Source organism: Rhizobium sp. RU36D, assembly GCF_900176345.1.
GTDB lineage: Bacteria > Pseudomonadota > Alphaproteobacteria > Rhizobiales > Rhizobiaceae > Allorhizobium.
This window is the reverse complement of sequence record NZ_FWXU01000004.1, coordinates 141,021-162,941: the sequence shown is the minus strand read 5'-3', so window position 1 is coordinate 162,941 and position 21,921 is coordinate 141,021. Positions and strand designations below refer to the sequence as shown.

At 60.3% G+C, this 21,921-nt stretch carries 22 protein-coding genes; 8 read left to right on the top strand and 14 right to left on the bottom strand.

Annotated features, from left to right (window positions below; genetic code table 11):
• Window positions 1-165: 165 nt before the first annotated feature.
• The 6 genes from B9A97_RS06995 to B9A97_RS06970 all read left to right on the top strand — a co-directional run bounded on the left by B9A97_RS06995 (window position 166) and on the right by B9A97_RS06970 (window position 5,508).
• Window positions 166-777 carry a PilZ domain-containing protein gene (locus B9A97_RS06995; protein ID WP_084364311.1) on the top strand — a complete coding sequence of 204 codons (612 nt, stop codon included), beginning with the start codon at window positions 166-168 and terminating at the stop codon, window positions 775-777.
• A 582-nt stretch (window positions 778-1,359) separates the two neighbouring features.
• Window positions 1,360-1,971 (top strand): transglutaminase-like cysteine peptidase, encoded by a 612-nt coding sequence (locus B9A97_RS06990; protein WP_084364310.1) that lies wholly within the window; start codon window positions 1,360-1,362, stop codon window positions 1,969-1,971.
• A gap of 293 nt (window positions 1,972-2,264) precedes the next feature.
• Window positions 2,265-3,017 carry a hypothetical protein gene (locus tag B9A97_RS06985; RefSeq protein WP_084364459.1) on the top strand — a complete coding sequence of 251 codons (753 nt, stop codon included), beginning with the start codon at window positions 2,265-2,267 and terminating at the stop codon, window positions 3,015-3,017.
• 205 nt (window positions 3,018-3,222) lie between these two features.
• A complete protein-coding gene (locus B9A97_RS06980; RefSeq protein ID WP_143530359.1) occupies window positions 3,223-4,563 on the top strand; it encodes a D-alanyl-D-alanine carboxypeptidase in 1,341 nt (446 codons plus the stop codon).
• A 48-nt stretch (window positions 4,564-4,611) separates the two neighbouring features.
• Window positions 4,612-4,881 carry a hypothetical protein gene (locus B9A97_RS06975; protein WP_084364308.1) on the top strand — a complete coding sequence of 90 codons (270 nt, stop codon included), beginning with the start codon at window positions 4,612-4,614 and terminating at the stop codon, window positions 4,879-4,881.
• Window positions 4,882-4,980: 99 nt separating this feature from the next.
• Entirely contained in the window at window positions 4,981-5,508 is a 528-nt protein-coding gene (locus B9A97_RS06970; RefSeq protein ID WP_084364307.1) for a gamma carbonic anhydrase family protein, read from the top strand.
• 30 nt (window positions 5,509-5,538) lie between these two features.
• Here the strand turns inward: B9A97_RS06970 and B9A97_RS06965 are convergent, their stop codons facing one another.
• From B9A97_RS06965 to znuC, 3 genes are read right to left on the bottom strand one after another with little or no spacing between them, the layout of a single operon-like run.
• Entirely contained in the window at window positions 5,539-5,940 is a 402-nt protein-coding gene (locus B9A97_RS06965) for a Fur family transcriptional regulator (protein WP_084364306.1), read from the bottom strand.
• A gap of 9 nt (window positions 5,941-5,949) precedes the next feature.
• The gene (znuB, locus tag B9A97_RS06960; protein ID WP_084364458.1) at window positions 5,950-6,759 is read right to left on the bottom strand and encodes a zinc ABC transporter permease subunit ZnuB; all 810 of its coding nucleotides are present in this window, start codon (window positions 6,757-6,759) and stop codon (window positions 5,950-5,952) included.
• Window positions 6,752-7,675, bottom strand: coding sequence for a zinc ABC transporter ATP-binding protein ZnuC (znuC, locus tag B9A97_RS06955; RefSeq protein WP_084364305.1), 924 nt, complete (start codon window positions 7,673-7,675; stop codon window positions 6,752-6,754). Before znuC ends, znuB begins: the two co-directional genes overlap by 8 nt.
• A gap of 124 nt (window positions 7,676-7,799) precedes the next feature.
• On the opposite strand from znuC, the gene znuA reads away from it, so the two are divergent.
• Both znuA and B9A97_RS06945 read left to right on the top strand, forming a co-directional pair.
• Window positions 7,800-8,777 carry a zinc ABC transporter substrate-binding protein ZnuA gene (gene znuA / locus B9A97_RS06950; RefSeq protein WP_280164077.1) on the top strand — a complete coding sequence of 326 codons (978 nt, stop codon included), beginning with the start codon at window positions 7,800-7,802 and terminating at the stop codon, window positions 8,775-8,777.
• Window positions 8,778-8,902: 125 nt separating this feature from the next.
• Window positions 8,903-10,828 (top strand): O-linked N-acetylglucosamine transferase, SPINDLY family protein, encoded by a 1,926-nt coding sequence (locus tag B9A97_RS06945; RefSeq protein WP_244564150.1) that lies wholly within the window; start codon window positions 8,903-8,905, stop codon window positions 10,826-10,828.
• A gap of 5 nt (window positions 10,829-10,833) precedes the next feature.
• On the opposite strand, the gene lpxB is transcribed toward B9A97_RS06945, so the two are convergent.
• The 11 genes from lpxB to pyrH form a co-directional block, all read right to left on the bottom strand.
• Window positions 10,834-12,003, bottom strand: a complete 1,170-nt coding sequence (lpxB, locus tag B9A97_RS06940; protein ID WP_084364302.1) for a lipid-A-disaccharide synthase — start codon at window positions 12,001-12,003, stop codon at window positions 10,834-10,836.
• Entirely contained in the window at window positions 12,000-12,878 is an 879-nt protein-coding gene (gene lpxI / locus B9A97_RS06935) for an LpxI family protein (RefSeq protein WP_084364301.1), read from the bottom strand. The genes lpxB and lpxI overlap by 4 nt, the downstream gene beginning before the upstream one ends.
• A gap of 5 nt (window positions 12,879-12,883) precedes the next feature.
• Complete coding sequence (gene lpxA / locus B9A97_RS06930; protein WP_084364300.1) at window positions 12,884-13,696, bottom strand: acyl-ACP--UDP-N-acetylglucosamine O-acyltransferase; 813 nt, start codon at window positions 13,694-13,696, stop codon at window positions 12,884-12,886.
• A complete protein-coding gene (gene fabZ, locus B9A97_RS06925) occupies window positions 13,693-14,163 on the bottom strand; it encodes a 3-hydroxyacyl-ACP dehydratase FabZ (protein WP_084364299.1) in 471 nt (156 codons plus the stop codon). The genes lpxA and fabZ overlap by 4 nt, the downstream gene beginning before the upstream one ends.
• Complete coding sequence (gene lpxD / locus B9A97_RS06920) at window positions 14,160-15,221, bottom strand: UDP-3-O-(3-hydroxymyristoyl)glucosamine N-acyltransferase (RefSeq protein WP_084364298.1); 1,062 nt, start codon at window positions 15,219-15,221, stop codon at window positions 14,160-14,162. The genes fabZ and lpxD overlap by 4 nt, the downstream gene beginning before the upstream one ends.
• Window positions 15,222-15,269: 48 nt before the next feature.
• A complete protein-coding gene (bamA, locus tag B9A97_RS06915) occupies window positions 15,270-17,591 on the bottom strand; it encodes an outer membrane protein assembly factor BamA (RefSeq protein WP_084364297.1) in 2,322 nt (773 codons plus the stop codon).
• A gap of 199 nt (window positions 17,592-17,790) precedes the next feature.
• Complete coding sequence (gene rseP / locus B9A97_RS06910) at window positions 17,791-18,924, bottom strand: RIP metalloprotease RseP (RefSeq protein ID WP_084364296.1); 1,134 nt, start codon at window positions 18,922-18,924, stop codon at window positions 17,791-17,793.
• 27 nt (window positions 18,925-18,951) lie between these two features.
• Window positions 18,952-19,785 carry a phosphatidate cytidylyltransferase gene (locus B9A97_RS06905; RefSeq protein ID WP_084364295.1) on the bottom strand — a complete coding sequence of 278 codons (834 nt, stop codon included), beginning with the start codon at window positions 19,783-19,785 and terminating at the stop codon, window positions 18,952-18,954.
• A 9-nt stretch (window positions 19,786-19,794) separates the two neighbouring features.
• Entirely contained in the window at window positions 19,795-20,538 is a 744-nt protein-coding gene (locus B9A97_RS06900; protein ID WP_084364294.1) for an isoprenyl transferase, read from the bottom strand.
• A gap of 44 nt (window positions 20,539-20,582) precedes the next feature.
• Entirely contained in the window at window positions 20,583-21,143 is a 561-nt protein-coding gene (frr, locus tag B9A97_RS06895; protein ID WP_084364293.1) for a ribosome recycling factor, read from the bottom strand.
• A 54-nt stretch (window positions 21,144-21,197) separates the two neighbouring features.
• Window positions 21,198-21,920 (bottom strand): UMP kinase, encoded by a 723-nt coding sequence (gene pyrH, locus B9A97_RS06890; RefSeq protein WP_084364292.1) that lies wholly within the window; start codon window positions 21,918-21,920, stop codon window positions 21,198-21,200.
• Between the last annotated feature and the right edge of the window lies 1 nt (window position 21,921).

Genomic DNA, 21,921 nt, shown 5'->3' with positions numbered 1-21,921 from the left:
TCTTTACGGATCCGTCGCCTGTGACAGGTGAAACCTCTTCGTAACCCTGTTCCAGCTTGGGCGACAGGAGGTGGTTCACGGGGATGGCGAGGCTTGATTATAAAGCTCTATTAACCGCGCCCTGCTAAAACTGGACGCTGTAGCGCTCATGTCAGAAACCAAGCGATGTATTCTTTTCAGGCATCACAGTCCAGCCGACCAAACGCACCCGTCGACCAACGGGCGTTTCAACGCGTCTCTGTGAACCTGCAGGGCCGGCTTATGTTGGCCAATTACGACGAATATGTCTGCACTGTGATCAACATGTCGCCCGGCGACGTTCGGTTCGCCTGCGAAGGCCGGCCGCGGCCGGAAGAGCGGGTCATCGCCTATATCGACCACCTCGGCCGAATCGAAGGCAGTGTCATCAAATTGACGGATGACGGTTTCGTCATGTCCATCAACGCGACAGGCCGCAAGCGCGAGAAACTGGCGGCGCAGCTGACGTGGATCGCCAACAAGCACGAACTCGGCCTGCCAGAAGATCGCCGGCATGATCGTCTGACGCCGCGCACCACGCGGATCGAAATGACGCTCGAAGACGGCCGACGCTATCCCTGCAAGCTCATGGACCTCTCGCTCTCCGGCGCGGCGGTCGATATCGACATTCGCCCACCGATCGGCACGCCGGTTCGTGTGGGCAGCATGCGCGGCCGGGTCGTTCGTCATTTCCAGGAAGGCGTGGCGATCGAGTTCCTGACGCTGCAATCTCGCGAAGCGCTCACCGAGTTTCTCTGAGCCTGAGCCGTCACGGCTTGCTGCGCATGTTTGCGCGGCGTCCATTCCCATTCCGATTATTCACTCGCTTTGTGACCTAGGGGCAAGTCGCTCGTGCTGCGGTTTGGTCACGGGAGCCTCACCGTGCCAGCGCAGATCATTTTTGCTGCGCCTCTCTGCACAATATTCCCTGCCTGCCAAAAAAATTTTTTGGGGCCGGTTTGGCAACAAAGGCCCATTTCAAGGCGACACAATCCCACTTTGAGACAGATATCGGTCGCGACTGCCGCGAAACGGCAACCGGTCGCGCCACGATGCCGAAATGGCGCCACGCGTGCCAGAACTGGACTGGCGATGGCTTATGCAATGATATCAGCCTCTTATCTCGTTCTCGCTGGTCGATAAACGCCGCATTGCGGACAATAAGCGCAAAATTTGAGGAGAATTTTCGAGAAATCAGACGAAAATACAACGCGAATTTTATTCTTGTTTTTCGCAACTTTTATTGGAATTTTACTCAAGTAAGTCGCTAATTGTACTTCGCTATTTTGCGAGAGATCAAAATATAGGTGTCATTGTGTCTCCATCACGGGGAGATAACCAATGACAACAAGCAAAATACTGGGGATTGGAATTCTTACCGCCGTCTTGACGGGGGTTTACGCACTACCTGCCGCAGCAATACCGGCGAATATGCGCATCATCGGCAAGACTAATCCGCCGATCGGACATTACGAATTCTGCAAGAGCAATCCGCGAGAATGCACCCGCAACGGGAGCGATCCCGGCCCGGCCATACTGACCGAGGCCGCATGGAAGGCCATGCTGGAAGTCAATTACGACGTGAACGCGGCCATTCACCCGTCTACCGACCAGGAAATCTATGGGGTCGAGGAGCGCTGGGCCTTCCCCACCAATGTCGGCGACTGCGAGGACTATGCGCTGTTGAAGCGGCAAAAGCTGATCAAGCTCGGCTTTTCGCCCGCCGACCTGCTGGTGACAGTGGTTCTGCAGCCCAATGGCGAGGGGCATGCGGTCCTGACGGTCCGCACCGATCACGGCGACTTCATTCTCGACAACATGCGAAACAAGGTGCTGCTCTGGCATGACACCGAATACACCTATCTGAAGCGCCAATCCTCCAGTGACTCCGGTGCCTGGGTGAAGATCCAGGATGGCCGTGCAACCGCTGTGGGTAGCGTCAAATCGAATTAGCGCTGCCGTCCGCATCACAATGCAGCGCTAGATTGGCCCGGTCCGTCCCCCCATACCCGTCCCCCGACCGGAGCCATGTGCCGGCCCTGCCTCCCCCAGGCAGGGCCGGATTTTTTGTGCCATCGCCTGATGATGGGCCAGAAGAGTCACGTCCGCGCAAGGCAGCATCCTTACGTTAACCCATGATTAACCATGATGAGCGAACCCTTGGCCTCGCGCTTTGCATCGGCTGAGAGCGTTTATCAGGCGATCACGGCCGGGCCTGCCGGAACAGAATGGGGGATGGCCTCGACATGACGATACATCAGGCTGACGCGCCAGATCACGCCCCGCTCCTATCGAACCGCTTCCTTGCGCGGCTTGTCGCTGTCGTCGCGGTCCTGGCGCTGCTGTCGGGCGCCATCAATCTGCTGGGACACTGGTATGGCGATGCCCTGCTTGGCCAGGGCGAGACCGATAGTTCGCACGTCCATACCGTCACCATCGGACAGGACCAGTTGAAGCTGACGGCCAATACGCTGCGCTTCGACAACCAACGCATGGACGGCGCGCTGGAACGCGCCGATCTCTATCTGCTGTGGCCCGAAATGATCGGCTACCGCAAGGAGTACCGACGTCGATTCGAGGACGTGTCGCTCGCCGGATCGCTGATCTTTATCCAGCTGACCCAGAGCACCATGTCCCGCGACATGTCCGGGCGCCTGGAGCCGATCTACCGGCACCTGTTTTCCGGTCCGCCGGAAAAAGGCCCTTATGGCCTCACCCTGCACCGGCTGAAGGCTGAAAGTGGCTATGGCAACGAGGTCCTGCTGACCGCCCGCCGGCTGGGTGAGCGGGATTATGTCGTGCGCTGCGTTCTGCCGGAACATGGTGCTGCCCCGAGCAGTGGCGATTGCCAGAGAGACATCCATGTCGGCAAGGACCTGACGGTGCTGTACCGATTCTCAAGCGCCAATCTCGCCGATTGGGACAAGATCGACATGAGCATTCGCGCCTATATCGAACAGCGCTTGATCGCATCGGAGCCGATAGCTCTCGCCCGGTAAAATTCCACCGATCCTGGAAAGGAATTCTTTGCCATAAACTTCTTGGTAAGGCTGTAACCGTAAACTCCGGACATGGGTCGTTGGGGGCGTCCGATAGATTTCCATGCAATGAATGAGTTTCGCGGTGCACATAAACAATCGAAGAAATAACGAGCGGAGAACCTCTCCACTCCTTACCAAACTCCTTGCAATCGCGGTGGTTGCTATGGCGATGAGTGTTTCTGTGACTCAGGCTGTGGCTGCCCAGTATGCCGGGATCGTCATCGACGCCAAGACCGGCAAGGTGCTCTACAGCGAAGACCCCGACGGAATTCGCTTTCCCGCCTCCCTCACCAAGATGATGACGCTCTACCTCGTGTTCGAGGCACTTGAGAGCGGTCGCATTTCCTTGGATTCGCGCGTTCCGGTCTCTGCCCATGCGGCTGCCGAACCTCCGTCCAAGCTTGGCGTGCGCGCTGGCGGCTCCATCACGGTGGAACAGGGCATCCAGGCCCTCGTCACCCGGTCCGCCAATGACATGGCAACGGCGCTGGGCGAATTCCTCGGCGGATCCGAGGCTCGCTTTGCCCAGATGATGACCACCAAGGCGCGCAGCCTCGGGATGACCCGCACCGTCTATCGCAATGCCCATGGCCTGCCGAATGACGAGCAGGTGACGACGGCGCGCGACCAGGCGCGGCTCAGCATCGCGCTTCGCCAGCATTTTCCGCAGTATTACGGCTATTTCTCCACCCGCAGCTTCAAGTTCGGCAAACAGACGATCGGCAACCACAATCGCCTGCTGGGCGTCGTTCGTGGCGTCGACGGCATCAAGACCGGCTACACCCGTGCAGCCGGCTACAATCTCGCCACCTCCGCGGAAGTGGATGGTCGCTCCATCGTCGGCGTGGTTCTCGGATCGACGTCTGGCGCCCGCCGCAATGAACAGATGAAGAAGCTGGTGGCAAAATACCTGCCGCAGGCGTCCCGCTCGGCCAATACCAACCTGATTGCCAAGTTCCGCAGCGCGCCTGTTGCGGCACCTGTCGAGATTGCCGACGTGCCTGTTCCAGTCACCGCGCCCGTGGCTGCCGCCACAGCCAAGGTGGCTGCTGCTCCTGTGATCAGCGCCAAGCCGGGCCAGGTCGATGTCGCCTATGCGTCCACCGGCGGATCGAATGCTGCCGCAGCCGCCCTGGAATCCATGGTTCAGGCACCGGCCCCTGCACCGAAGCCAGTTCAGGAGACCGCCAAGGCTAAGGCACCTGCCGCCGAGAAGCCGGTTGATGTCGACAACATCGTGACGGCTTCAACCAATTCGCGCTCCGGCTGGTTCATACAGATCGGCACGTCGCCTGACCGCGACATGGCGCTCGAACTTCTGCGCAAGGCGCAGGACAAAGGCGGCAAGGTATTGCGTTCCGCCACCCCCTTCACCGTTGCCTATAATTCGGGTGCAGAAAAGCTCTTCCGTGCCCGCTTCTCAGGCTTCGATGACCAGAATTCCGCAGTCAATGCATGCAAGACCCTCAAGAGAATAGGCATAGGCTGCTGGGCGACGCAGTGAGCGACTGACGTCCGGCAACCTCGATTGGTTCAGCGTACGAGGCTTCAAATGGCAGTGAACGAAAATCACTTCGGACAAGGCTCCTCACCCGGCGAGGCGGGACGGATCGCGCGCCACACCCTGCATCCGCTGCACGAAGCGGCGATGCGGCTGGCCGATCTCGGACGCAACCGCTCGCGCAGCCGCAGCAAGGATCTGGTGGCGCTGCTTTTGAGCCACGGTGCTCGTGCCTGGCGCTACTCGCAGCCGGAGGCCAGAATTCACCTGCATGTCGGGTCCCATGCCGGTCGCAAGCCCGTCGTCTTGCGGCTACGCTGAACATACCCATAGTCACGGCGTCTGCCTTCGCAGCGTCCGAATCACGGACGCCACGCCACGAGGGGCAGACGCCACAGGATAATTTGCCGGAGACTTGCCATGCCGCTATACGCCCTAGCCGATTGGACTCCCTCTCTGGCCGATCCTGATCGTTTCTGGGCTGCACCAGATGCCCATGTCATCGGACAAGTGCATATCGGTCTTGATGTCGGTATCTGGTTCGGGGCCGTGCTGCGTGGCGACAACGAGCCGATCTCAATAGGCGACGGCAGCAATATCCAGGAAGGCGTGATGGTCCATGTCGACCCGGGCTTTCCGGTGACGGTCGGCAAGGGCTGCACCATCGGACATCATGCGATCATTCATGGCTGCACCATCGGCGACAATTCGCTTGTCGGCATGGGCGCAACCGTGCTCAACGGTGCCCGGATCGGCAACAACTGCCTGGTCGGCGCCAATGCGCTGGTGACGGAAGGGAAGGCGTTTCCCGACAATTCCTTGATCGTGGGATCGCCGGCAAAAGCGATCCGGACACTTGACGACAGCGCGGTCGAGGGGCTGCGCCGGTCCGCCCAAAACTACATTGCCAACTGGCAGCGTTTTCGTCGCGACCTTCGGCAGATCTGACGTCCGGCCGTCAGGAATCGACTCAGCGTGTTACGCCGCGCAGGCTTCGCAAAGCCCGCGAATTTCAATGGTGGTTTTCTCCGCCTTGAACCGTCGGCCCCGCGCCCAGTCCTCCAGCCGATGGTCTACCTCATGATCATGGAACTCCGTGACGTGGCCGCAGCTATTGCAGATCGCGAAGGCTACCGTGCCGTGATTATGACAGCAGCTTTCCGAGGTATGGGCACAGGCAACGAAGGCGTTGAGGCTCTCGAGCCGATGAACCAGCCCGGCCTCCAACAGCTTCTCGAGGGCGCGATAGACCTGCAGCGGCGCGCGGAAGCCCTGGTCTCTCAGGCGGTCGAGTATCGTATATGCCGATAGCGGGCTTTCCGAGCGACCGAGGACCTCATAGACGAGAGACTGATTGCGGGTGAGCTTTGGAGCGTTCATGCCTTTTCCTCACAGGGCTTTGTCCGCAGCGCGCCGCGATCCCAGGGGCAACAGGCTGAGGATGAAGAGTAACAGGGCGGCCACCACGATCGAAGGGCCTGAGGGGGTGTCGTAGGTGAGCGAGCCGAACAGGCCGCCGACAACCGCGACGGCCCCGATGACGGATGCGAGCACCGCCATGATCTCGGGCGTCGAAGAAAAGCGTCGGGCCGCTGCAGCGGGAATGATCAGCAGCGAGGTGATCAGCATGATGCCGACGATCTTCATGGCGATTGCGATGACCACGGCCATCAGCAGCATGAAGAGGAGCCGCACTCGCTCGGGGTGCATGCCTTCGGCTTCGGCCAGTTCCGCATTGACGGTGGCGGCCAGCAGCGGACGCCAGAGCCAGGCAAGCGCTGCCAGAACCAGGATGCCGCCACCCCAGATGAAGTAGATGTCGGTGACAGTTACGGCAAGGATATCCCCGAACAGGAAGGCGATCAGGTCTATGCGCACCCAGGTCATGAAGGCGACCATCACAAGCCCGATTGCCAGGGTTGCGTGGCTGAGTATGCCGAGCAGCGCATCGGCCGACAGGGCCTGCCGACGCTGCAAGAACAGAAGCAGCAGCGATACCACAGCCGCGACAAGAAACACGCTGACCATGAGGTTCAGCGAAAACAGCAGCGACAGGGCGACGCCCAGAAGCGCGGAATGGGCCATGGTGTCGCCGAAATAGGCCATCCGCCGCCAGATGACGAAGCAGCCGAGCGGCCCGGCCATGAGAGCAAGTCCAATGCCGGCAATCAGGGCGCGGACGAAAAAGTCGTCAAGCATGGCCATGCCCCCTGCCCGGCGCCGCATCCGCCTTCACAGCGTGGGCGGCGTGTTCGTGATCATGGTGGTGATCGTCGTGCCCATGATGATCATGCCCATCGGAATGATCGTGATGATGGCCATCACCGGGATGACAATGATCGGTCACCGTCCCATCTTCATGCTGCACCCGTCCATCCGGCAGATGGGTATGGTCGTGGCTGTGGCTGTAGACCGCTAGCGTCCGGCCGGCCGCGCCACCAAACAGCCGCATATATTCCGGACTTCTCGCCACGGCATCCGGCGTTCCGCGACAGCAGACATGGCCATTCAGGCAGACCACCGTGTCCGTCTCCGCCATGACGACGTGCAAATCGTGCGAAATCAGCAGAATGCCGCAGCCGGTGCGATTGCGGATCGATGTGATGAGGTTGTAGAGGGCGATCTCGCCGCTGAAATCGACTCCCTGCACAGGTTCGTCCAGCACCAGGAGATCGGGCTTGCGGGCGATGGCGCGGGCAAGAAGCGCCCGCTGGAACTCCCCGCCCGAGAGGTGCTGAACCTCGGCATCCTGAAGATGCGGGATCCCGACCGCCTCCAGCGCCTCATCAATATCGGCCTTTGAAAGGGCACCGGTCAGTGTCATCAACCGTCGCACGGTGAGCGGCATCGTCCAATCAACAGCGAGCTTCTGCGGTACATATCCGACCTTCAGGCCGGCGTGACGCGCCACCTTGCCTTCGCTGGGCTCCAGCACCCCAATGGCCATGCGCGCACTGGTCGATTTTCCCGAACCGTTCGGCCCGATCAGGGTCACGATTTCACCGCGGCGAACCGAAAACTCCACGCCTCGCACAAGCCAGCGGCCGCCGCGGCGCAATCCGGCGTTAGTGAGGGAGACCAACGGCTTGTCTGGGTTCAGGCTGGGGAGCGACATGAACAACCTGCATTTTTTTGCTGTTGCGAAAGGCTATGGCACACGTTATAGCATTACGCAATTGATGTAATAACATTACATCTTACATTCAAGTCGGAGTAGCGCCATGAAATTCCTTCGCTCCATGATGCTCGGCGGTGTTGCCGCGCTTACCCTAGCGCCGGTTTCGGCTTTTGCCGCACCTGACGTGGTCGTCTCGATCAAGCCGCTGCACTCCCTGGTGGCCGCGGTCATGAAGAATGTGGGCACGCCGTCGCTGATCGTGAAGGGCACGGCCTCTGCCCATACCTATAATTTGCGGCCATCGGACGCCCAGGCCCTGCAGAAGGCACAGATCGTCTTCTGGATGGGCCACGGCCTGGAAGCCTTTCTTGAGAAACCGCTGGAGGCGCTGGCAGGCAAGGCTGAGGTCGTTGAAATGGAAGACGTGCCTGGCCTGGAGAAGCTGGCATACCGTGAGGGTGGACCCTTCGAAGCCCATGATCACGGGGGCGGAGAACACGCCGAGGAAGTAGGCCACGATCACGGCCATTCCCATGAGGCGGCTGAGAACCACGAACACGACCATGGCCACGAAGAGCACGGCGTCGACATGCATATGTGGCTCGACCCTATGAATGCCAAGGCCATGGCAAGGGCAGTCGAACAAACGCTTGCCAAGGCCGACCCGGCCAACGCCGGCGCCTATGCCAAAAACCTTGCGGCTCTCGAGGCAGAGCTCGACCAACTCGATGCGGAGACCAAGGCGAAACTGGCACCCGTCGCGGACAAGCCATTCGTCGTGTTTCACGACGCCTATCAGTATTTCGAACACCGCTACAAAGTGAGGGTCGCCGGCTCCGTCACCGTGAGCCCGGAAAACATGCCCGGCGCGGAACGTATTTCGGCGATCCATGACAAGATTGCAGAGCTGAAAGCTGTCTGCGTGTTCGCTGAACCGCAGTTTGAGTCCAAGCTCGTCTCCGTCGTCATGGAGGGCACGTCCGCCAAGTCTGCCGCCCTGGATCCCCATGGCGCCACCATACCGGAAGGGCCTGACCTCTATCCGCAGCTGATCCGCAATCTTGCCGATTCGATGGTCGGTTGCCTGTCCCAATCCTGACGGGCAGGCAAAGCCCAAGCAACTGGCGCAAAGGCTGCCCCGGTTTTTCCGGGTCGCGTCGCTAGCCCGGCGCAAGGGCCAGACACTACTTTGTGTCTCCACGAGTTTGCATGGAGAGACGAAACTTGCAGAGCACCGATAGCATGGCGCGCGCTCAGGCGGCCTTTGACAACGGCCAGTATTCCGAAGCTCTGGAAGTCTTGAACGGAATCATTGCTACAAACCCCGACGGGTCCGTGCTGCACCTGATGGCGCGCTCGCTTGAGGGGCTGGGCCTCATCAAGGAAGCCATTGAGGCCTATCTGCAGGCTTCCCAGATGGTGATCGACCCGCGCACCTTCCTGGCGCGTGCGGCCCGCCTCAGCCTCAATGACGGTCTCGATGGGCAGGCGATGTCGCTGGCGCTGGACCTGCGTCAACGCTATCCGAAAGATCCAGAAGCGGCCTTTGTCCTGGCGAAGCTGGGAAGCGCCAGCGGCAACAGGGAACTGGTCAAGAGCGTTCAGAATGACCTGGTGGACAGCGATGATCCGGAGCACCTGCTCTATGCCATCGGCCTGCTGACGCAGGAATGGAACAACGAGCGCAACATCCCGCTGTTCTCCAAACTGCGTGCAATCTTTCCGGAGGATCCTTTCATCCGCATGGCCTTGCTGGGCTACGCGCGGGAGTTCTGTGACTATGACATCATGCGACGCGAGGAAGTGGCCGTTGCGGATGATATTGCCCGCGGTGACCTCTCGTCTCTTGTCGGAGAATCCCCCCATTACAGCCTGATGTGGTGCCGCGACGAGAGCCTGAACCGGTTGGCGGCGAATACAGGCCCGATAACGCAGGCAGCCCCGAATTCAGGCCCTCTCCGCTGGGCGATGCCGCACCAATGGCAGGAGAAGCTGCGGATCGGTTATGTCTCCAGCGACCTGTGGGACGACCATTCGACCATGCGGCTGTTCCAGAGCGTACTCGAACGCCACGACCGCGATCGATTCGAGACCACTCTCTACTGCTCAACCCCCGACAAATACGTGGCCATGGACGGGGGCAACCGGGTGAAATGGGGGCGGATCGTCCGCATCGGCGAGATGGACGACATGGCGGCGGCGCAGGCCATTCGAAATGACCAGATCGACATCCTGGTCGACCTGAAGGGGCATACCGAGAATTCCCGCTCCGGCATCATGAATCTGCCGGTGGCGCCGATCCACGTGCAATGGCTGGGCTTTCCCGGCAGCTGTGTCAATGTGGACTGCGACTACGTGATCGGCGACCGCTTCGTGCTGCCGGAGAGTTCGAAGCCGCACTACCACGAGAAATTTTGCCGCCTGCCGGAAACCTACCAGCCGAATGATCCGGTCTATCGGGCGCTTCCGCCAGGGCAGCCGCGCCATGTCTATGGCCTGCCCGCCGACCGTTTCGTCTTTGCGGCCTTCCATAGCCAGCGAAAGAACTCGCTCGAATGCCTGTCGATCTGGGCCGATGTTCTGCGCGCCAATCCGCAATCCTTGCTGTGGATCATGTGCAATGGCGGCGCGTCCCGCAAATCAACCGCGGAGGAGTTCCGACGGTTGGGCATCAAGGCCGGTCAGCTGCTGTTTGCGGCAAAGACTGATTACAAGCCCCATATTGTCAGGATCCAGGCCGCGGACCTCGGCCTCGACAGTTTCCCGTACAATGGTCACACGACAACATCCGACATGCTGTGGGCCGGGGTTCCGGTCGCTACCTTCAAGGGCACCAACTTTGCGTCGAGGGTGTCGGAAAGCCTGCTGAACGCCATTGGACTGCCGCAACTGGTTGCAGAAGATCGCGAAGACTATGTGCGTCTGTGCACCCAAATGGTGCAGAACCGAGAAGAATTGCGGGCGATCCGGCGCCATATCGCCGATCATCGTTTCAGCGCTCCTCTGTTTGATGACGAGCGTTTCTGCCGCCATCTGGAAAGCGCGTTCGAGATGATGGCCGCGAGGGCGAAGGCGGGTCTTGCACCCGATCACTTCGATGTCCCTGCCATGGCGCCACGCGTCACACCGTTTCGCGCGGAAGCGGCGTGAGATAGTCAGCTTATGAGATTGCGTGAGCGCAGCAGATCCAGCATGTGTCGCGCGCCGGCTTCGCCCGGGGGAACCTCGGTGCGCAGCCGCGCCCAGACGGTGTCAAAGCCTTTTTGCATGACCTCCCGCTGAATGGTGTCCGTCGTCAGCCGCTCCATCCAGCGCACCAAGGCGCCGGGACGCAGTGCTGCATTCATATATTCGGGGATCACTGCGTAATCGGCAATTAAATTTGGCAGGGCGGCCGTCCAGATCCGGATTCGGCTGCTAAACAACGTCATCAGCATATCGCCCTTATAGGTGGATACGGCCGGGATGCCGCACAGCGCCAGCTCCAAAAGCACCGTGCCGGACGCTGCCATGGCCGCATCCCCCTCAGCAAAGGCGCGCCATTTGGCATCCTGCCCAACGACGATTTCCGGCTTCAGCGACCAGTCCGAAATGATCTGGCGCACAAGCGCCTCCTGACGGGGGACGGTCGGCAGGATAAACCGCGTCTCGCCGTTTCGCCGCACGAACTCGCTCATCGCCTCCCCGAAAACGGGCAGAAGTGCGCTGATTTCCCCGCGGCGGGATCCCGGCAAGAGCAGCACTGTCCGGGGCGTCGGATCGAGCGGACGCTCCGCGCGTCTTTGCCGCGTTTCCAAGACATGGCGATCCGCGGTCAGGCGATGGCCGATGAATAGCGTTTCCGGCCCACCTAAACGCTGCATGACCTCGGGCTCGAAGGGCAGCACCGCAAGCACGCGATCCACATAGGACAGCATGGCCTTGGCGCGATACTCCTTCCAGGCCCAGACGCTGGGGCAGACATAATTCACGATCGGCAAGTCCGGCAGTGCCGCCCGCACCTTGCGGGCCACCCTGTGCGTAAAGTCAGGGCTGTCGATGATCAGGAGCAGGTCAGGCTTTTCGGCGATGATTGCGCGGCTTGTCAGGCCAATCAGTTGAATGAACCGGGGCAAGCGCTTCAACACCTGGGTCAGGCCCATAACCGACAGTTCGGAGAAGTCGAACAGCGATGTCAGCCCCTGCCCGATCAGCGCCTCGCCGCCAACGCCGACCAGGGTGATTTCACCGGGATAGATCTGCTTCAGCCGGGCGATGATGTCGCCGCCCAACAAATCGCCTGAGACTTCGCCCGCGATGACGGCAATCTTCAGAGGCCGCGTCATAGTCCGTAACCCTCAAGGCCCAGATCGATGCCGCAGACGAACAGGCCCGCCTCATCGGCAGCCGCGAGCATCTTCTCGCGCTCGATGACCAGTGCACGGCCCGCTTGAACGGCGATACCCGCCAATCCGGCCTTTTGCGCGTTGACCACCGTGGAGATACCGATTGCCGGCAGGTCGGCGCGGATATCCTGCTGGGGTTTACAGAGTTTTACCAGGACGCCCTTTCGCTTCATCGAGATGCGTCCCTCGGCGCGAAGCTCGGCGACGCGGCCCAGCATGCGGTCGGTCCCTTCGACTCCTTCGAGCGCCACAATGCGGCCACCAATCGAGACGGCGCCCTGCCCGACATCCAGGCGCCCCAAGGCTTCCGCAGCCTCAGATGCGCGCGCGATGTCGGCGATATCATCGGCCGATGGCCTGATCTTGCCAAGCGCCCCGGCCGTCGCGAGGAGATCGGGCGCAATATCCTGGACGCCAATCACCGACGCGCCCTGCGCCTCGATAAGCGTGATCACCATTTTCAGAACCGCATCGTCGCCGCCTGCGAGCAGGGTTTTGAGTGCCCAAGGCAGTTTCACAAGCGACCGCAGGTTGACGTGGATGTCAGCAAGCGGCGGGCGACGGCGCACCGCACCCGACATCACCACGCGGCCAATGTCATGGCGTTTCAGAAGCCGGGCAAGGCCTGCCACATCGCCAACCCCGATAACGGCGTGCTCAAACCCGTCCCAGGACTGGTCGGCTTCGTTCGAAAGCGCCATGATGAACGGATCTTCGCCGGCACGGCGCGCCGCCTCAGCGACGAAGTGCGGAAGGTAACCGCTGCCGGCAATAATGCCCAGGCGATGACCACGCGCGCCGGGCGCAAGCGGCATGGCGCTCAAGCCTTGCCGCGGAATGGGGAGGACAGGGCACGATCTGCATCGGCGGCAATGAAATCCAGGATTTCAACGACTTCCTTGCAATCGGCATAGTCCTCGCGAATGGCCGCCGCATTCACGCGCACGGAGCCTTCGCCCTCGAAGATCTGCTTGTAAGCGCGCCTGACGACATGAATGGTAGCCCGTTCGATACCGGCCCGTGTCATGCCAACGATGTTCAGGCCGCTCAGCACGCCCGGATTGCCATTCAGCATGCCATAGGGAATGACGTCGTAGCTGACGGCGGACAGGCCACCGATAAAGGCCTGGCGACCAATGCGAGTGAACTGGTGCACGGCAGAGCCGCCACCCAGGATCACGCGATCTTCCACGGTCACGTGGCCAGCAAGCATCACGTTATTCGACAGGATAATGTGATTTCCGAGCTGACAGTCATGCGCCACGTGCGAATTGGCGAGGAAGAGGTTGTTGTCGCCCACAACCGTCTTGCCGCCGCCTCCGGCCGTTCCGGTGTTCATCGTCACGCCTTCACGGATCGTGCAGTGATCACCAACCGAAAGCGTGGTGTGCTCGCCACCGTGATGAACGCTTTGCGGATCGCCACCGATGGTCGCGCACGGGAAAATGCGCGTGCCGCGACCGATGGTCGTGCGCCCGGTCACCACGGCGTGCGACAGAAGCTCGACTTCGTCACCCAGAACGACGTGTGGGCCGACATGGCAGAATGGCCCGATCTTCACGCCCTGACCAATGACAGCGCCGTCTTCGACGACGGCCATCGGATGAATCTGGGTTTCTGACGTCGCGGTCATTGGCCATCCTTGCGCATGATCATCGCGCCAATATCGGCTTCGGCGACCAAGGCACCATCGACCTTGGCGTCGCAATGAAACTTCCAGATATTGCCGCGCTGCTTCTGCTTGACCACATGATACTCCACGCGATCCCCCGGCACCACCGGTTTGCGGAAACGGGCGTTGTCGATGGTCATGAAGTAGACGAGATTGCCGTGCTCACCCTGCTTTCGCGCACAGATGGCACCAGCCGTCTGGGCCATGCCCTCGATCAGCAGCACACCCGGCATGATCGGGCTGTCGGGAAAATGGCCGGTGAAATGCGGCTCGTTTGCCGTCACGTTCTTGATGCCGATGGCGGAGTTATCACCATCGATCTCAACGATCTTGTCCACCAGCAGAAAAGGATAGCGATGGGGCAAGAGCTTCATGATCTCAAGAATATCGGCAGCCGCCAAATCGGCCTTTATCTCTTCGCCGCTCATTCTTTTCCCCCTTTCTCCTTCGCGCGGATATCGGCCTGACCAAGCATGGCCGCAACTTCGCGCAAATAATCCTTCATTGGCCGGGCCGGAACCCCGCCGTAACGCTCACCGGGCGGCACATCGTTCAGCACGCCGCTCATGGCAGCGATCTGGGCACCGTCGCCGATGGTGATATGACCGTTGACGCCCGCCGCACCGCCAATCTGAACACCATTGCCCAAACGGGTACTGCCGGCGATACCAACCTGGCTGACGATGGCACAATGGCGGCCAATCTTCACATTGTGACCGATCTGGACGAGGTTATCGATCTTCGTGCCCTCGCCAATGACCGTATCGTCCATAGTTCCACGGTCGATCGTGGTATTGGCGCCGATCTCGACATTGTCCTGGATGATCACCCGGCCGATCTGGACGATCTTGATCATGCTCGCCGGTCCCGGCGCATAGCCGAAGCCATCCTGGCCGATCCGCGCACCGTTGTGGATGATGACATTGTTGCCGATATAGGCCGACAAGATCGACGCGCCCGCCGCGATCGTGCAACCGCGCCCGATCTTGACATTGTGGCCGATCACGGCCCCTGCCCCGATCCGCGTGCCCTCGCCGATCTCGGCAGCTGCACCGATCACCGCCATGGGCTCGACGACCACGCCAGCTTCAAGCTTGGCTTGCGGATCGACAAAAGCGGCAGGAGAAACGCCCTCCAGGCCCGACACGATGGGAGACGGCTTCAGCGCGGTGGGATAGAACAGGCCACCTGCAATCGCGAAAGCGGCATGCGGATTTTTGCTCACCAGTGCCGGAATATGATCCGGCACCAGATAAAGCAGTGCCTTGTCGCACAGAATCGCAGAAGCCTCACAGGTCTTCAGCTCATCCTTGTTACGACGTGACAGGATATAGCAAAGCTCGCCCGCTTTGGCGCGATAAACGGGCGCCAGCCCGCTGATCATCACATCACCCGTCGCAGGATCGCGCAACTCGGCATCAAGCCGAGTTGCCAATTCTGAAAGGGTCATGCCATCCCGGGGCGGAAAAAAATGTTCATGCTGCATCGACTTGCGCCCCGGACTGTCTCAGTGCTGTCGGTTCGACAGTCGATATCAGAACTGGCTCGCCATGGAGAAGCGGAAACGCTGTTCCTTGTCGAAGCTTTCCTTGGCGATCGGCACGGCATAGTCGAACCGCAGCGGACCGAACGGCGATACCCAGAGGATACCGGCGCCGACCGAGCTACGCCAGGACATGCTGGTGCCCTGAATGCCAGCCGTGTTGCGAACATCGTTGCCGTAAAGCGTACCGGCATCCGCGAACACCGCACCGCGCAGATTGAGATCCTGCGGAATGCCCGGAAGCGGGAAGTTGGTTTCGGCAGAGACCGTGAAATAGGTCGTGCCACCAACCGGATCGCCGTTCGCCATACGCGGACCAATACCATTGGTCTCGAAGCCGCGCAGATCCGAACCACCGATCATGAACTGATCGAAGGCCTTGAGATTACCGCTCGTCGGCGTCACGTGACCACCGCTCGCGGAAACCGATCCGATCAGGTCAAGCTCATCCGACAGGGAGTGGAAGTACTTGAACTTACCGTAGATCTTGTAGAAGTCCGAATCGCCGCCCAGACCGGCATATTCCTGCGTCGCCGTGGCATAGATACCTTCACGGGCGATGACACGGTCATCCAGCGTGTTGTAGGTGATCGTCTGCGAGACCGACGACTGAACCCACGGGCTGCCGTTGACCAGATCGACATACGGACGCGACAGGCCGGTACCGGCATTGGTGTATTCCAGTTCCTTGTAGTTATAGCGGAACGTGGTGCCCAGGTTTTCGGTGATCGGCGCCGTGATGCGCAGCGTCGCACCCTGTTCGGCATAATCATAATTCGCGTTGCTGCCGGTGCGGCTCTTGTAGATATCGAAGCCGGCGGCGAGGCGATAGCCGAGGAAATAAGGCTCGGTAAACGACAGGTTATAGGTCTGGCTGTTTTCGAAACCACCACCTGCCGCGACGCGGATGAACTGACCACGGCCCAGGAAGTTCTTTTCTTCAACCGAGGCTTCCAGGATCAGGCCATCGCCGCCAGCGGAATAACCAGCACCAATACCGAACGAACCGGTCGGCTGATCCTCAACGTCGACCACAACAACGACGCGGTCAGGCGACGAGCCAGGTGCGGTCGAGATGTTGACGGCATTGAAGTAGCCCAGAGCCTCAAGACGACGCTTGGCGCGCGAAATGATTTCCTGGTTGAAGGCGTCGCCTTCGCTGATATCGAACTCGCGACGGATGACATAGTCACGGGTGCGGGTGTTGCCGCGGATTTCAATCCGCTCAACGTAAGCCCGGTCACCCTGGTCGACGAGATAGGTCACACCGATCGTATTGTTTTCGAAATTGCGGTCGCCACGCGGAACGACGCGCGCAAACGGATAGCCCGCAGACGATACGCGGCGGGAGATGGCTTCCATCGACTTCTGAACATCGCGGGCGCTGTAGACGGCACCTTCGCGGGTCTCAAGCAGGCCCTGAAGCTCGCGGGCATCGATGCCCTCGACCGTCGACTCGACCGTTACCGGACCGAACTTGTAACGCTGACCTTCATCCACGGTGATGTTGATGGAATATTCGTTTCCACCCTCACCCATGCTGACGTCAGACGAAATCACGCGGAAGTCGGCATAGCCATGATTGTAGTAGAACTGACGCAGGGCTTCTTCGTCAGCGCGCAGTTTGTCCTCGTTGTAGACGTCCTTGCGGGTCAGGAACGAGAGCATGTTGGAGCGCTTCGTCGAAATGACGGAAGCAAGACGGCTGTCACTATAGGCCTGGTTGCCGGCGAAGGTCAGTTGCGAAATCTTGGTGCGATCGCCTTCGTTGATGACGAAGGCGAGGTTGACGCGACCTTCGGCGACAGGCGCTACCTGAGTCGTGATCTCGACGTCGCTGCGACCGATGGCGGCGTAAGCCTCCTTCATGCGCGCGATGTCAGCGGTGATCAGGCTCTCGCTGTAAGGACCCTGCGCCTGGGTCTGAACCAGACCCTGCAGCTTGTCGTCCTTGATCTTGCGGTTGCCGTTGAACACGACCTGATTGATCAGCTGGTTTTCGGATACGGTGACGACGAGCGTGCCACCGGAAACGGAGATGCGAACATCGGAAAAGAACCCGGTCGAATAGAGCCGCTTCACGGACTCATCGATATCCGTGTTGGAGAAGCTCTTGCCGGGCTGGATGGTGATATTCGACCGAACAGCTTCCGTGCCGACGCGTTGAGCGCCACGAACTTCAACACGCTGGATCACAGCGGCCTGAACGGCCACAGTGGATGCCAGAACGAGAACGCCTGCACCAGAAGACACGACCCCAGCAGACAGAGCAGCTGCCGAAACAGCGTTCAAAAACTTTGAACCAGCCTTCATCTGTATTTCTAACCTTTTTTCCGTTGTCCCGCAGCCAATCCGACCCGACTCCGGCCCGAGAGTGGTTTTAACCGGTTTTCCCCTACAAGCAAGACTGCAGGTTAATTTCCGTTTACTTCATTTAAAGGCGTGGCCCAATCGCCACTATCAATTTGAAACATCGTAAACAAATCGTAACACGCTTGGCAAGGCTCCGACATCATCCGAAGGGCCGACCGAAGTCGTTCCAAGTGGAAAACACCATCAGCGACAGGATCATGACAAGGCCAATCCGAAACGCGATTTCCTGCGCCCCCGGACCGACCGGCCTCCCCCTGACCGCCTCAATCGCGTAGAAGACTAGATGTCCGCCGTCAAGCACCGGTACCGGCATAAGATTAAGCAAACCTATCGACACGGACAGCATGGCCGCCCAGGTGAGATAGGCCGTGATGCCCAAAGTCGCGACCTCGCCTGACATTTTGGCGATTCGAACCGGCCCGCCCAGCTGCTCCGCGCTCATGCGGCCCATGACGAGATTGCTGAGATAATCATACGTGCCCGTGACGATATGCCATGTCTGAAGGCTGCCCTCGCGCAGCGCCTCCAGTGGCGACAGTTCCTCGACACGGAAATTGCCGCGCTCCTGGCTGGTCACGATGCCGATCAGGCCGACTTCCATCTTGTTGCCGAACTGGTCGGTAATCTCGCTCTTCTTCGGCACCATCGGCAGATCGAGCGTCTCTTCCCCGCGCTTCACCGTCACGAGGATCTCGATATCGGGGCGCATGCTGACATAGCGCCGGACATCATCGAAGGTCGCAACCTTCTGCCCGTCGAGCGCCAGCAAGACGTCACCCGGAAGCACACCGGCTTCAGCGGCTGCACTTCCGGGCCTGGTTTCCGCAACGACCGGATCCACGACCGGCTTGCCGTTCATCCCGAAGACAACGGCAAAGATGGCGATTGCCAGGATGAAATTGGCGATGGGTCCAGCCGCGACGGTCACGGCCCTTTTCCACAGCTTTGCCCCGGCCATGGTCGTTTCCCGTTCGGCGGGGGTCAACTCGGCGATCCCGTCAAAATCTGGCCGGCTTGCCGCATCCTCGTCGCCGAAGAATCGCACATAACCGCCGAGCGGAATGGCCGAGATCTTCCAGCGCGTTCCATGGCGGTCAGTGTAACCCGCAATCTCAGGGCCGAATCCCACGGAAAAGGCGAGGATCCGAATGCCGGACCAGCGCCCCGCAAGGTAGTGTCCCATTTCATGGACGAACACCAGCAGCGACAGCACCACGATGAAGGGCAGGATATAGCCGACCAGCAACCACGGGATCGAGTAAAGACCGTCCATATTTCACCTCATTCTTCGAGACCCGGATCAAAGACCGAGCAAAAAGCCACCGAGCGAAGCAACGGGGCGTCCGGTCAGAGCGGCATGGATTGCAGCCAGCAAAAACGCGGAAAAGCACGCAAATACCAGGCCGTCGACGCGATCCATGACGCCGCCGTGGCCGGGTATCAGATGGCTCGAATCCTTTACACCGAAGCGGCGCTTGATGAAAGATTCGAACAGGTCGCCTATCTGGCTGGACACCGAGAGCAGAAATGCCACGAGAACGATCCAAAGGCCAACCGCTGGGAAAAAGATGAGCGCCAGCCCGGAGCCGGCGAGCACGCCGGACACGGTTCCACCCGCCGCGCCCGACCAGGTCTTGCCGGGAGAGATTCGCGGCGCGAGCTTTGGCCCGCCGATCGCTCGTCCGACAAAATAGGCAAGGATATCGGTGCCCCAGACCGTGGCGAAAACAAAGAGCATAGCGGTGAAGCCGACCGAATCGTCACCGCGGATTCCCGCCATGGCTATGGCCGTCAGCCCGGCATAAAGGATGCCACCCGCGAGCCACAGGCTCCAGCGGCCTACCAGCTTCAGAACCAGCGCCGTCACAACAAGGCCCCCTAGCAGCGGAACAGCCATGTCGTCGGAGCCGAACAGGAGATTGGCGCAGATGGCCCCGGTCGAGAACCAGCCCCAGGCATTGGCGCGGAAGTTTGAATCGCGCAAACCTGTCATGCTGGACCACTCGTAGTAGACCAGCAGCGATATCAGTGCCGACAGAAGGCGAAATGCCGTTCCCCCGAGCCATGTCGCGGCCAGAACGACGGCCACCATCACAACAGACGAATAGATGCGAAGTTTAAGTTCCCGCGCCATCGACGCTACTTACGTGCCGGCGGCGACGGCCGGAGCGACAACGGCCCCGAATCGCCGCTCGCGCGTGGCATACCGTTCGAGCGCGGCAACAAGGGTATCGCGGCCGAAATCCGGCCAGTATTCCGGCACGAACATCAGCTCGGAATAGGCGGCCTGCCACATCAGGAAGTTGGAAAGCCGTTCCTCACCGCTGGTCCGGATGATCAGATCGGGATCGGGAAGACCGGCTGTGTCGAGCCGTGCGCCAATGGCGGCGGCATCGATGTCGGAGGGCGCAATCAGTCCTGCCGCAACGTCCTGCGCCAGGCTTTGAACGGCTCGCGCGATCTCGTCGCGAGAGCCGTAGTTGAAGGCGATGACCAGCGTCAGGGCGCTATTGCCCCGCGTCGTCTCCTCCGCCTCCTGCAGCAGCACGCGCAGGTCTTCCTTCAGGCTGAACCGGTCGCCAATCACCCGGATCTTGACGCCTTCGCGATGAAGTTCCGCGAGGTCCCGCCTGATGAAGGCCTTGAGCAGTCCGAACAGATCGGTGATTTCGGTCTCCGGACGCCGCCAGTTCTCGGAGGAGAACGCAAAGAGCGTCAGGACGCCGATCCCGGCCTCGGCCGCGGCCTTCACGGTGGTGCGTACCGCCTCCACGCCCTTCCTGTGGCCAAAGGCCCGTGGCAAGCCACGCGCATTCGCCCACCGGCCGTTACCGTCCATGATGATCGCGACATGTTCGGGTATCGCGCGACTGTTTAGTTTCGACATTGTGGGCCCGGTGCAATGGAGGAGCGACGAACTGAGGTCCCTGTTTAAACCTGCATGATTTCTTTTTCTTTGTCGGCGAGCAAGCGGTCGACATCGGAAATAGCCTCATCCGTCATCTTTTGCACCTTTTCCGAGGTGGAACGGCTGATATCCTGTCCGATAACACCATCCTTTTCGGCTTTTTTTAGACCATCCATACCGTCGCGGCGCACATGGCGAATGGCGACTTTGCTTTTCTCGGCATATTCGTGCGCGATCTTGACCAGCGACTTGCGGCGCTCCTCGTTCAGTTCCGGCAACGGAATGCGCAGGTTCTGACCATCGATGATCGGATTGAGCCCAAGATTGGCCTCCCGGATCGCGCGGTCGACGGCATTGACCATGGACTTATCCCACACGGAAATGCCCAGCATGCGCGGTTCCGGCACGGTGACGTTGGCCACCTGGTTCAACGGCATGCGCGAGCCATAGGCTTCGACCGTCACGGGATCCAGGATATTGGCCGAGGCGCGCCCGGTGCGCAGAGACGCGATATCGTGCTTGAACGCATTGATGGCGCCATCCATGCGGCGCTTGATGTCAGAAATGTCGATGCCTTCGCTCATTGTCTTTTCTCCTGTAGTCACGATGCGGCAAGTGAGGGTTGGCTAAGGCCGCCGTCAGTTGTCGGTAACGACAGTCATACGACCGCCGCCGGACAGAATTTCGCAGAAACCGCCCTTCTCGTGGATCGAGAAGACGATGATCGGGATGGAATTTTCGCGTGCCAGTGCCACGGCAGCAACGTCCATAACCGCCAGGCCCTTTTCGAGCACTTCGCTATGGGTCAACTTGTCGAAGCGGGTAGCTGTCGGGTCCTTCTTCGGGTCGGCGGAGTAGATGCCGTCAACCTGGGTTCCCTTGAAGATCGCCTCCGCACCAATCTCGGCGGCGCGCAAGGCGGCAGCCGAATCGGTGGTGAAGAAGGGATTGCCGGTTCCACCGGCGAAAATCACCACGCGCCCCTGCGCCAGATGGTGAAGGGCGGCGCGCTGGGAGAAGCTTTCGCAAATCTCGGGCATAGCGATGGCCGAGAGCACGACGGTGTCGATGTTGAGCTTGCGCAGCGAGGTGGCGAGTGCGAGCGCATTGATGACCGTGCCAAGCATGCCCATGTGGTCGCCGGTCACCCGGTCGCCGCCCTTGGAGGCCACGGCCACGCCACGAAAGATGTTGCCGCCGCCGACCACGACGCCAACTTCCACGCCCATGGCGCGGGCATCGGCAATATCGGACGCAATGCGATCCGCAACTGCCACGTCAATACCGAAACCCTGGCTGCCCATCAGGGCCTCGCCCGATGCCTTGAGAAGAACGCGCCCATAAATCGGCTTTGAAGTCATG

What these genes read in the sequence shown, in the direction of transcription:
- bamA (WP_084364297.1), bottom strand. Translation starts at nt 17,591, where the DNA reads ATGAAGGCTGGTTCAAAGTTTTTGAACGCTGTTTCGGCAGCTGCTCTG.
- B9A97_RS06985 (WP_084364459.1), top strand. Translation starts at nt 2,265, where the DNA reads ATGACGATACATCAGGCTGACGCGCCAGATCACGCCCCGCTCCTATCG.
- B9A97_RS06975 (WP_084364308.1), top strand. Translation starts at nt 4,612, where the DNA reads ATGGCAGTGAACGAAAATCACTTCGGACAAGGCTCCTCACCCGGCGAG.
- B9A97_RS06970 (WP_084364307.1), top strand. Translation starts at nt 4,981, where the DNA reads ATGCCGCTATACGCCCTAGCCGATTGGACTCCCTCTCTGGCCGATCCT.
- lpxD (WP_084364298.1), bottom strand. Translation starts at nt 15,221, where the DNA reads ATGCAGCATGAACATTTTTTTCCGCCCCGGGATGGCATGACCCTTTCA.
- lpxB (WP_084364302.1), bottom strand. Translation starts at nt 12,003, where the DNA reads ATGACGCGGCCTCTGAAGATTGCCGTCATCGCGGGCGAAGTCTCAGGC.
- B9A97_RS06965 (WP_084364306.1), bottom strand. Translation starts at nt 5,940, where the DNA reads ATGAACGCTCCAAAGCTCACCCGCAATCAGTCTCTCGTCTATGAGGTC.
- rseP (WP_084364296.1), bottom strand. Translation starts at nt 18,924, where the DNA reads ATGGACGGTCTTTACTCGATCCCGTGGTTGCTGGTCGGCTATATCCTG.
- B9A97_RS06995 (WP_084364311.1), top strand. Translation starts at nt 166, where the DNA reads ATGTATTCTTTTCAGGCATCACAGTCCAGCCGACCAAACGCACCCGTC.
- znuC (WP_084364305.1), bottom strand. Translation starts at nt 7,675, where the DNA reads ATGTCGCTCCCCAGCCTGAACCCAGACAAGCCGTTGGTCTCCCTCACT.
- B9A97_RS06990 (WP_084364310.1), top strand. Translation starts at nt 1,360, where the DNA reads ATGACAACAAGCAAAATACTGGGGATTGGAATTCTTACCGCCGTCTTG.
- B9A97_RS06980 (WP_143530359.1), top strand. Translation starts at nt 3,223, where the DNA reads ATGGCGATGAGTGTTTCTGTGACTCAGGCTGTGGCTGCCCAGTATGCC.
- znuA (WP_280164077.1), top strand. Translation starts at nt 7,800, where the DNA reads ATGATGCTCGGCGGTGTTGCCGCGCTTACCCTAGCGCCGGTTTCGGCT.
- B9A97_RS06900 (WP_084364294.1), bottom strand. Translation starts at nt 20,538, where the DNA reads ATGTCGAAACTAAACAGTCGCGCGATACCCGAACATGTCGCGATCATC.
- pyrH (WP_084364292.1), bottom strand. Translation starts at nt 21,920, where the DNA reads ATGACTTCAAAGCCGATTTATGGGCGCGTTCTTCTCAAGGCATCGGGC.
- fabZ (WP_084364299.1), bottom strand. Translation starts at nt 14,163, where the DNA reads ATGAGCGGCGAAGAGATAAAGGCCGATTTGGCGGCTGCCGATATTCTT.
- znuB (WP_084364458.1), bottom strand. Translation starts at nt 6,759, where the DNA reads ATGCTTGACGACTTTTTCGTCCGCGCCCTGATTGCCGGCATTGGACTT.
- frr (WP_084364293.1), bottom strand. Translation starts at nt 21,143, where the DNA reads ATGAGCGAAGGCATCGACATTTCTGACATCAAGCGCCGCATGGATGGC.
- lpxA (WP_084364300.1), bottom strand. Translation starts at nt 13,696, where the DNA reads ATGACCGCGACGTCAGAAACCCAGATTCATCCGATGGCCGTCGTCGAA.
- lpxI (WP_084364301.1), bottom strand. Translation starts at nt 12,878, where the DNA reads ATGCCGCTTGCGCCCGGCGCGCGTGGTCATCGCCTGGGCATTATTGCC.
- B9A97_RS06905 (WP_084364295.1), bottom strand. Translation starts at nt 19,785, where the DNA reads ATGGCGCGGGAACTTAAACTTCGCATCTATTCGTCTGTTGTGATGGTG.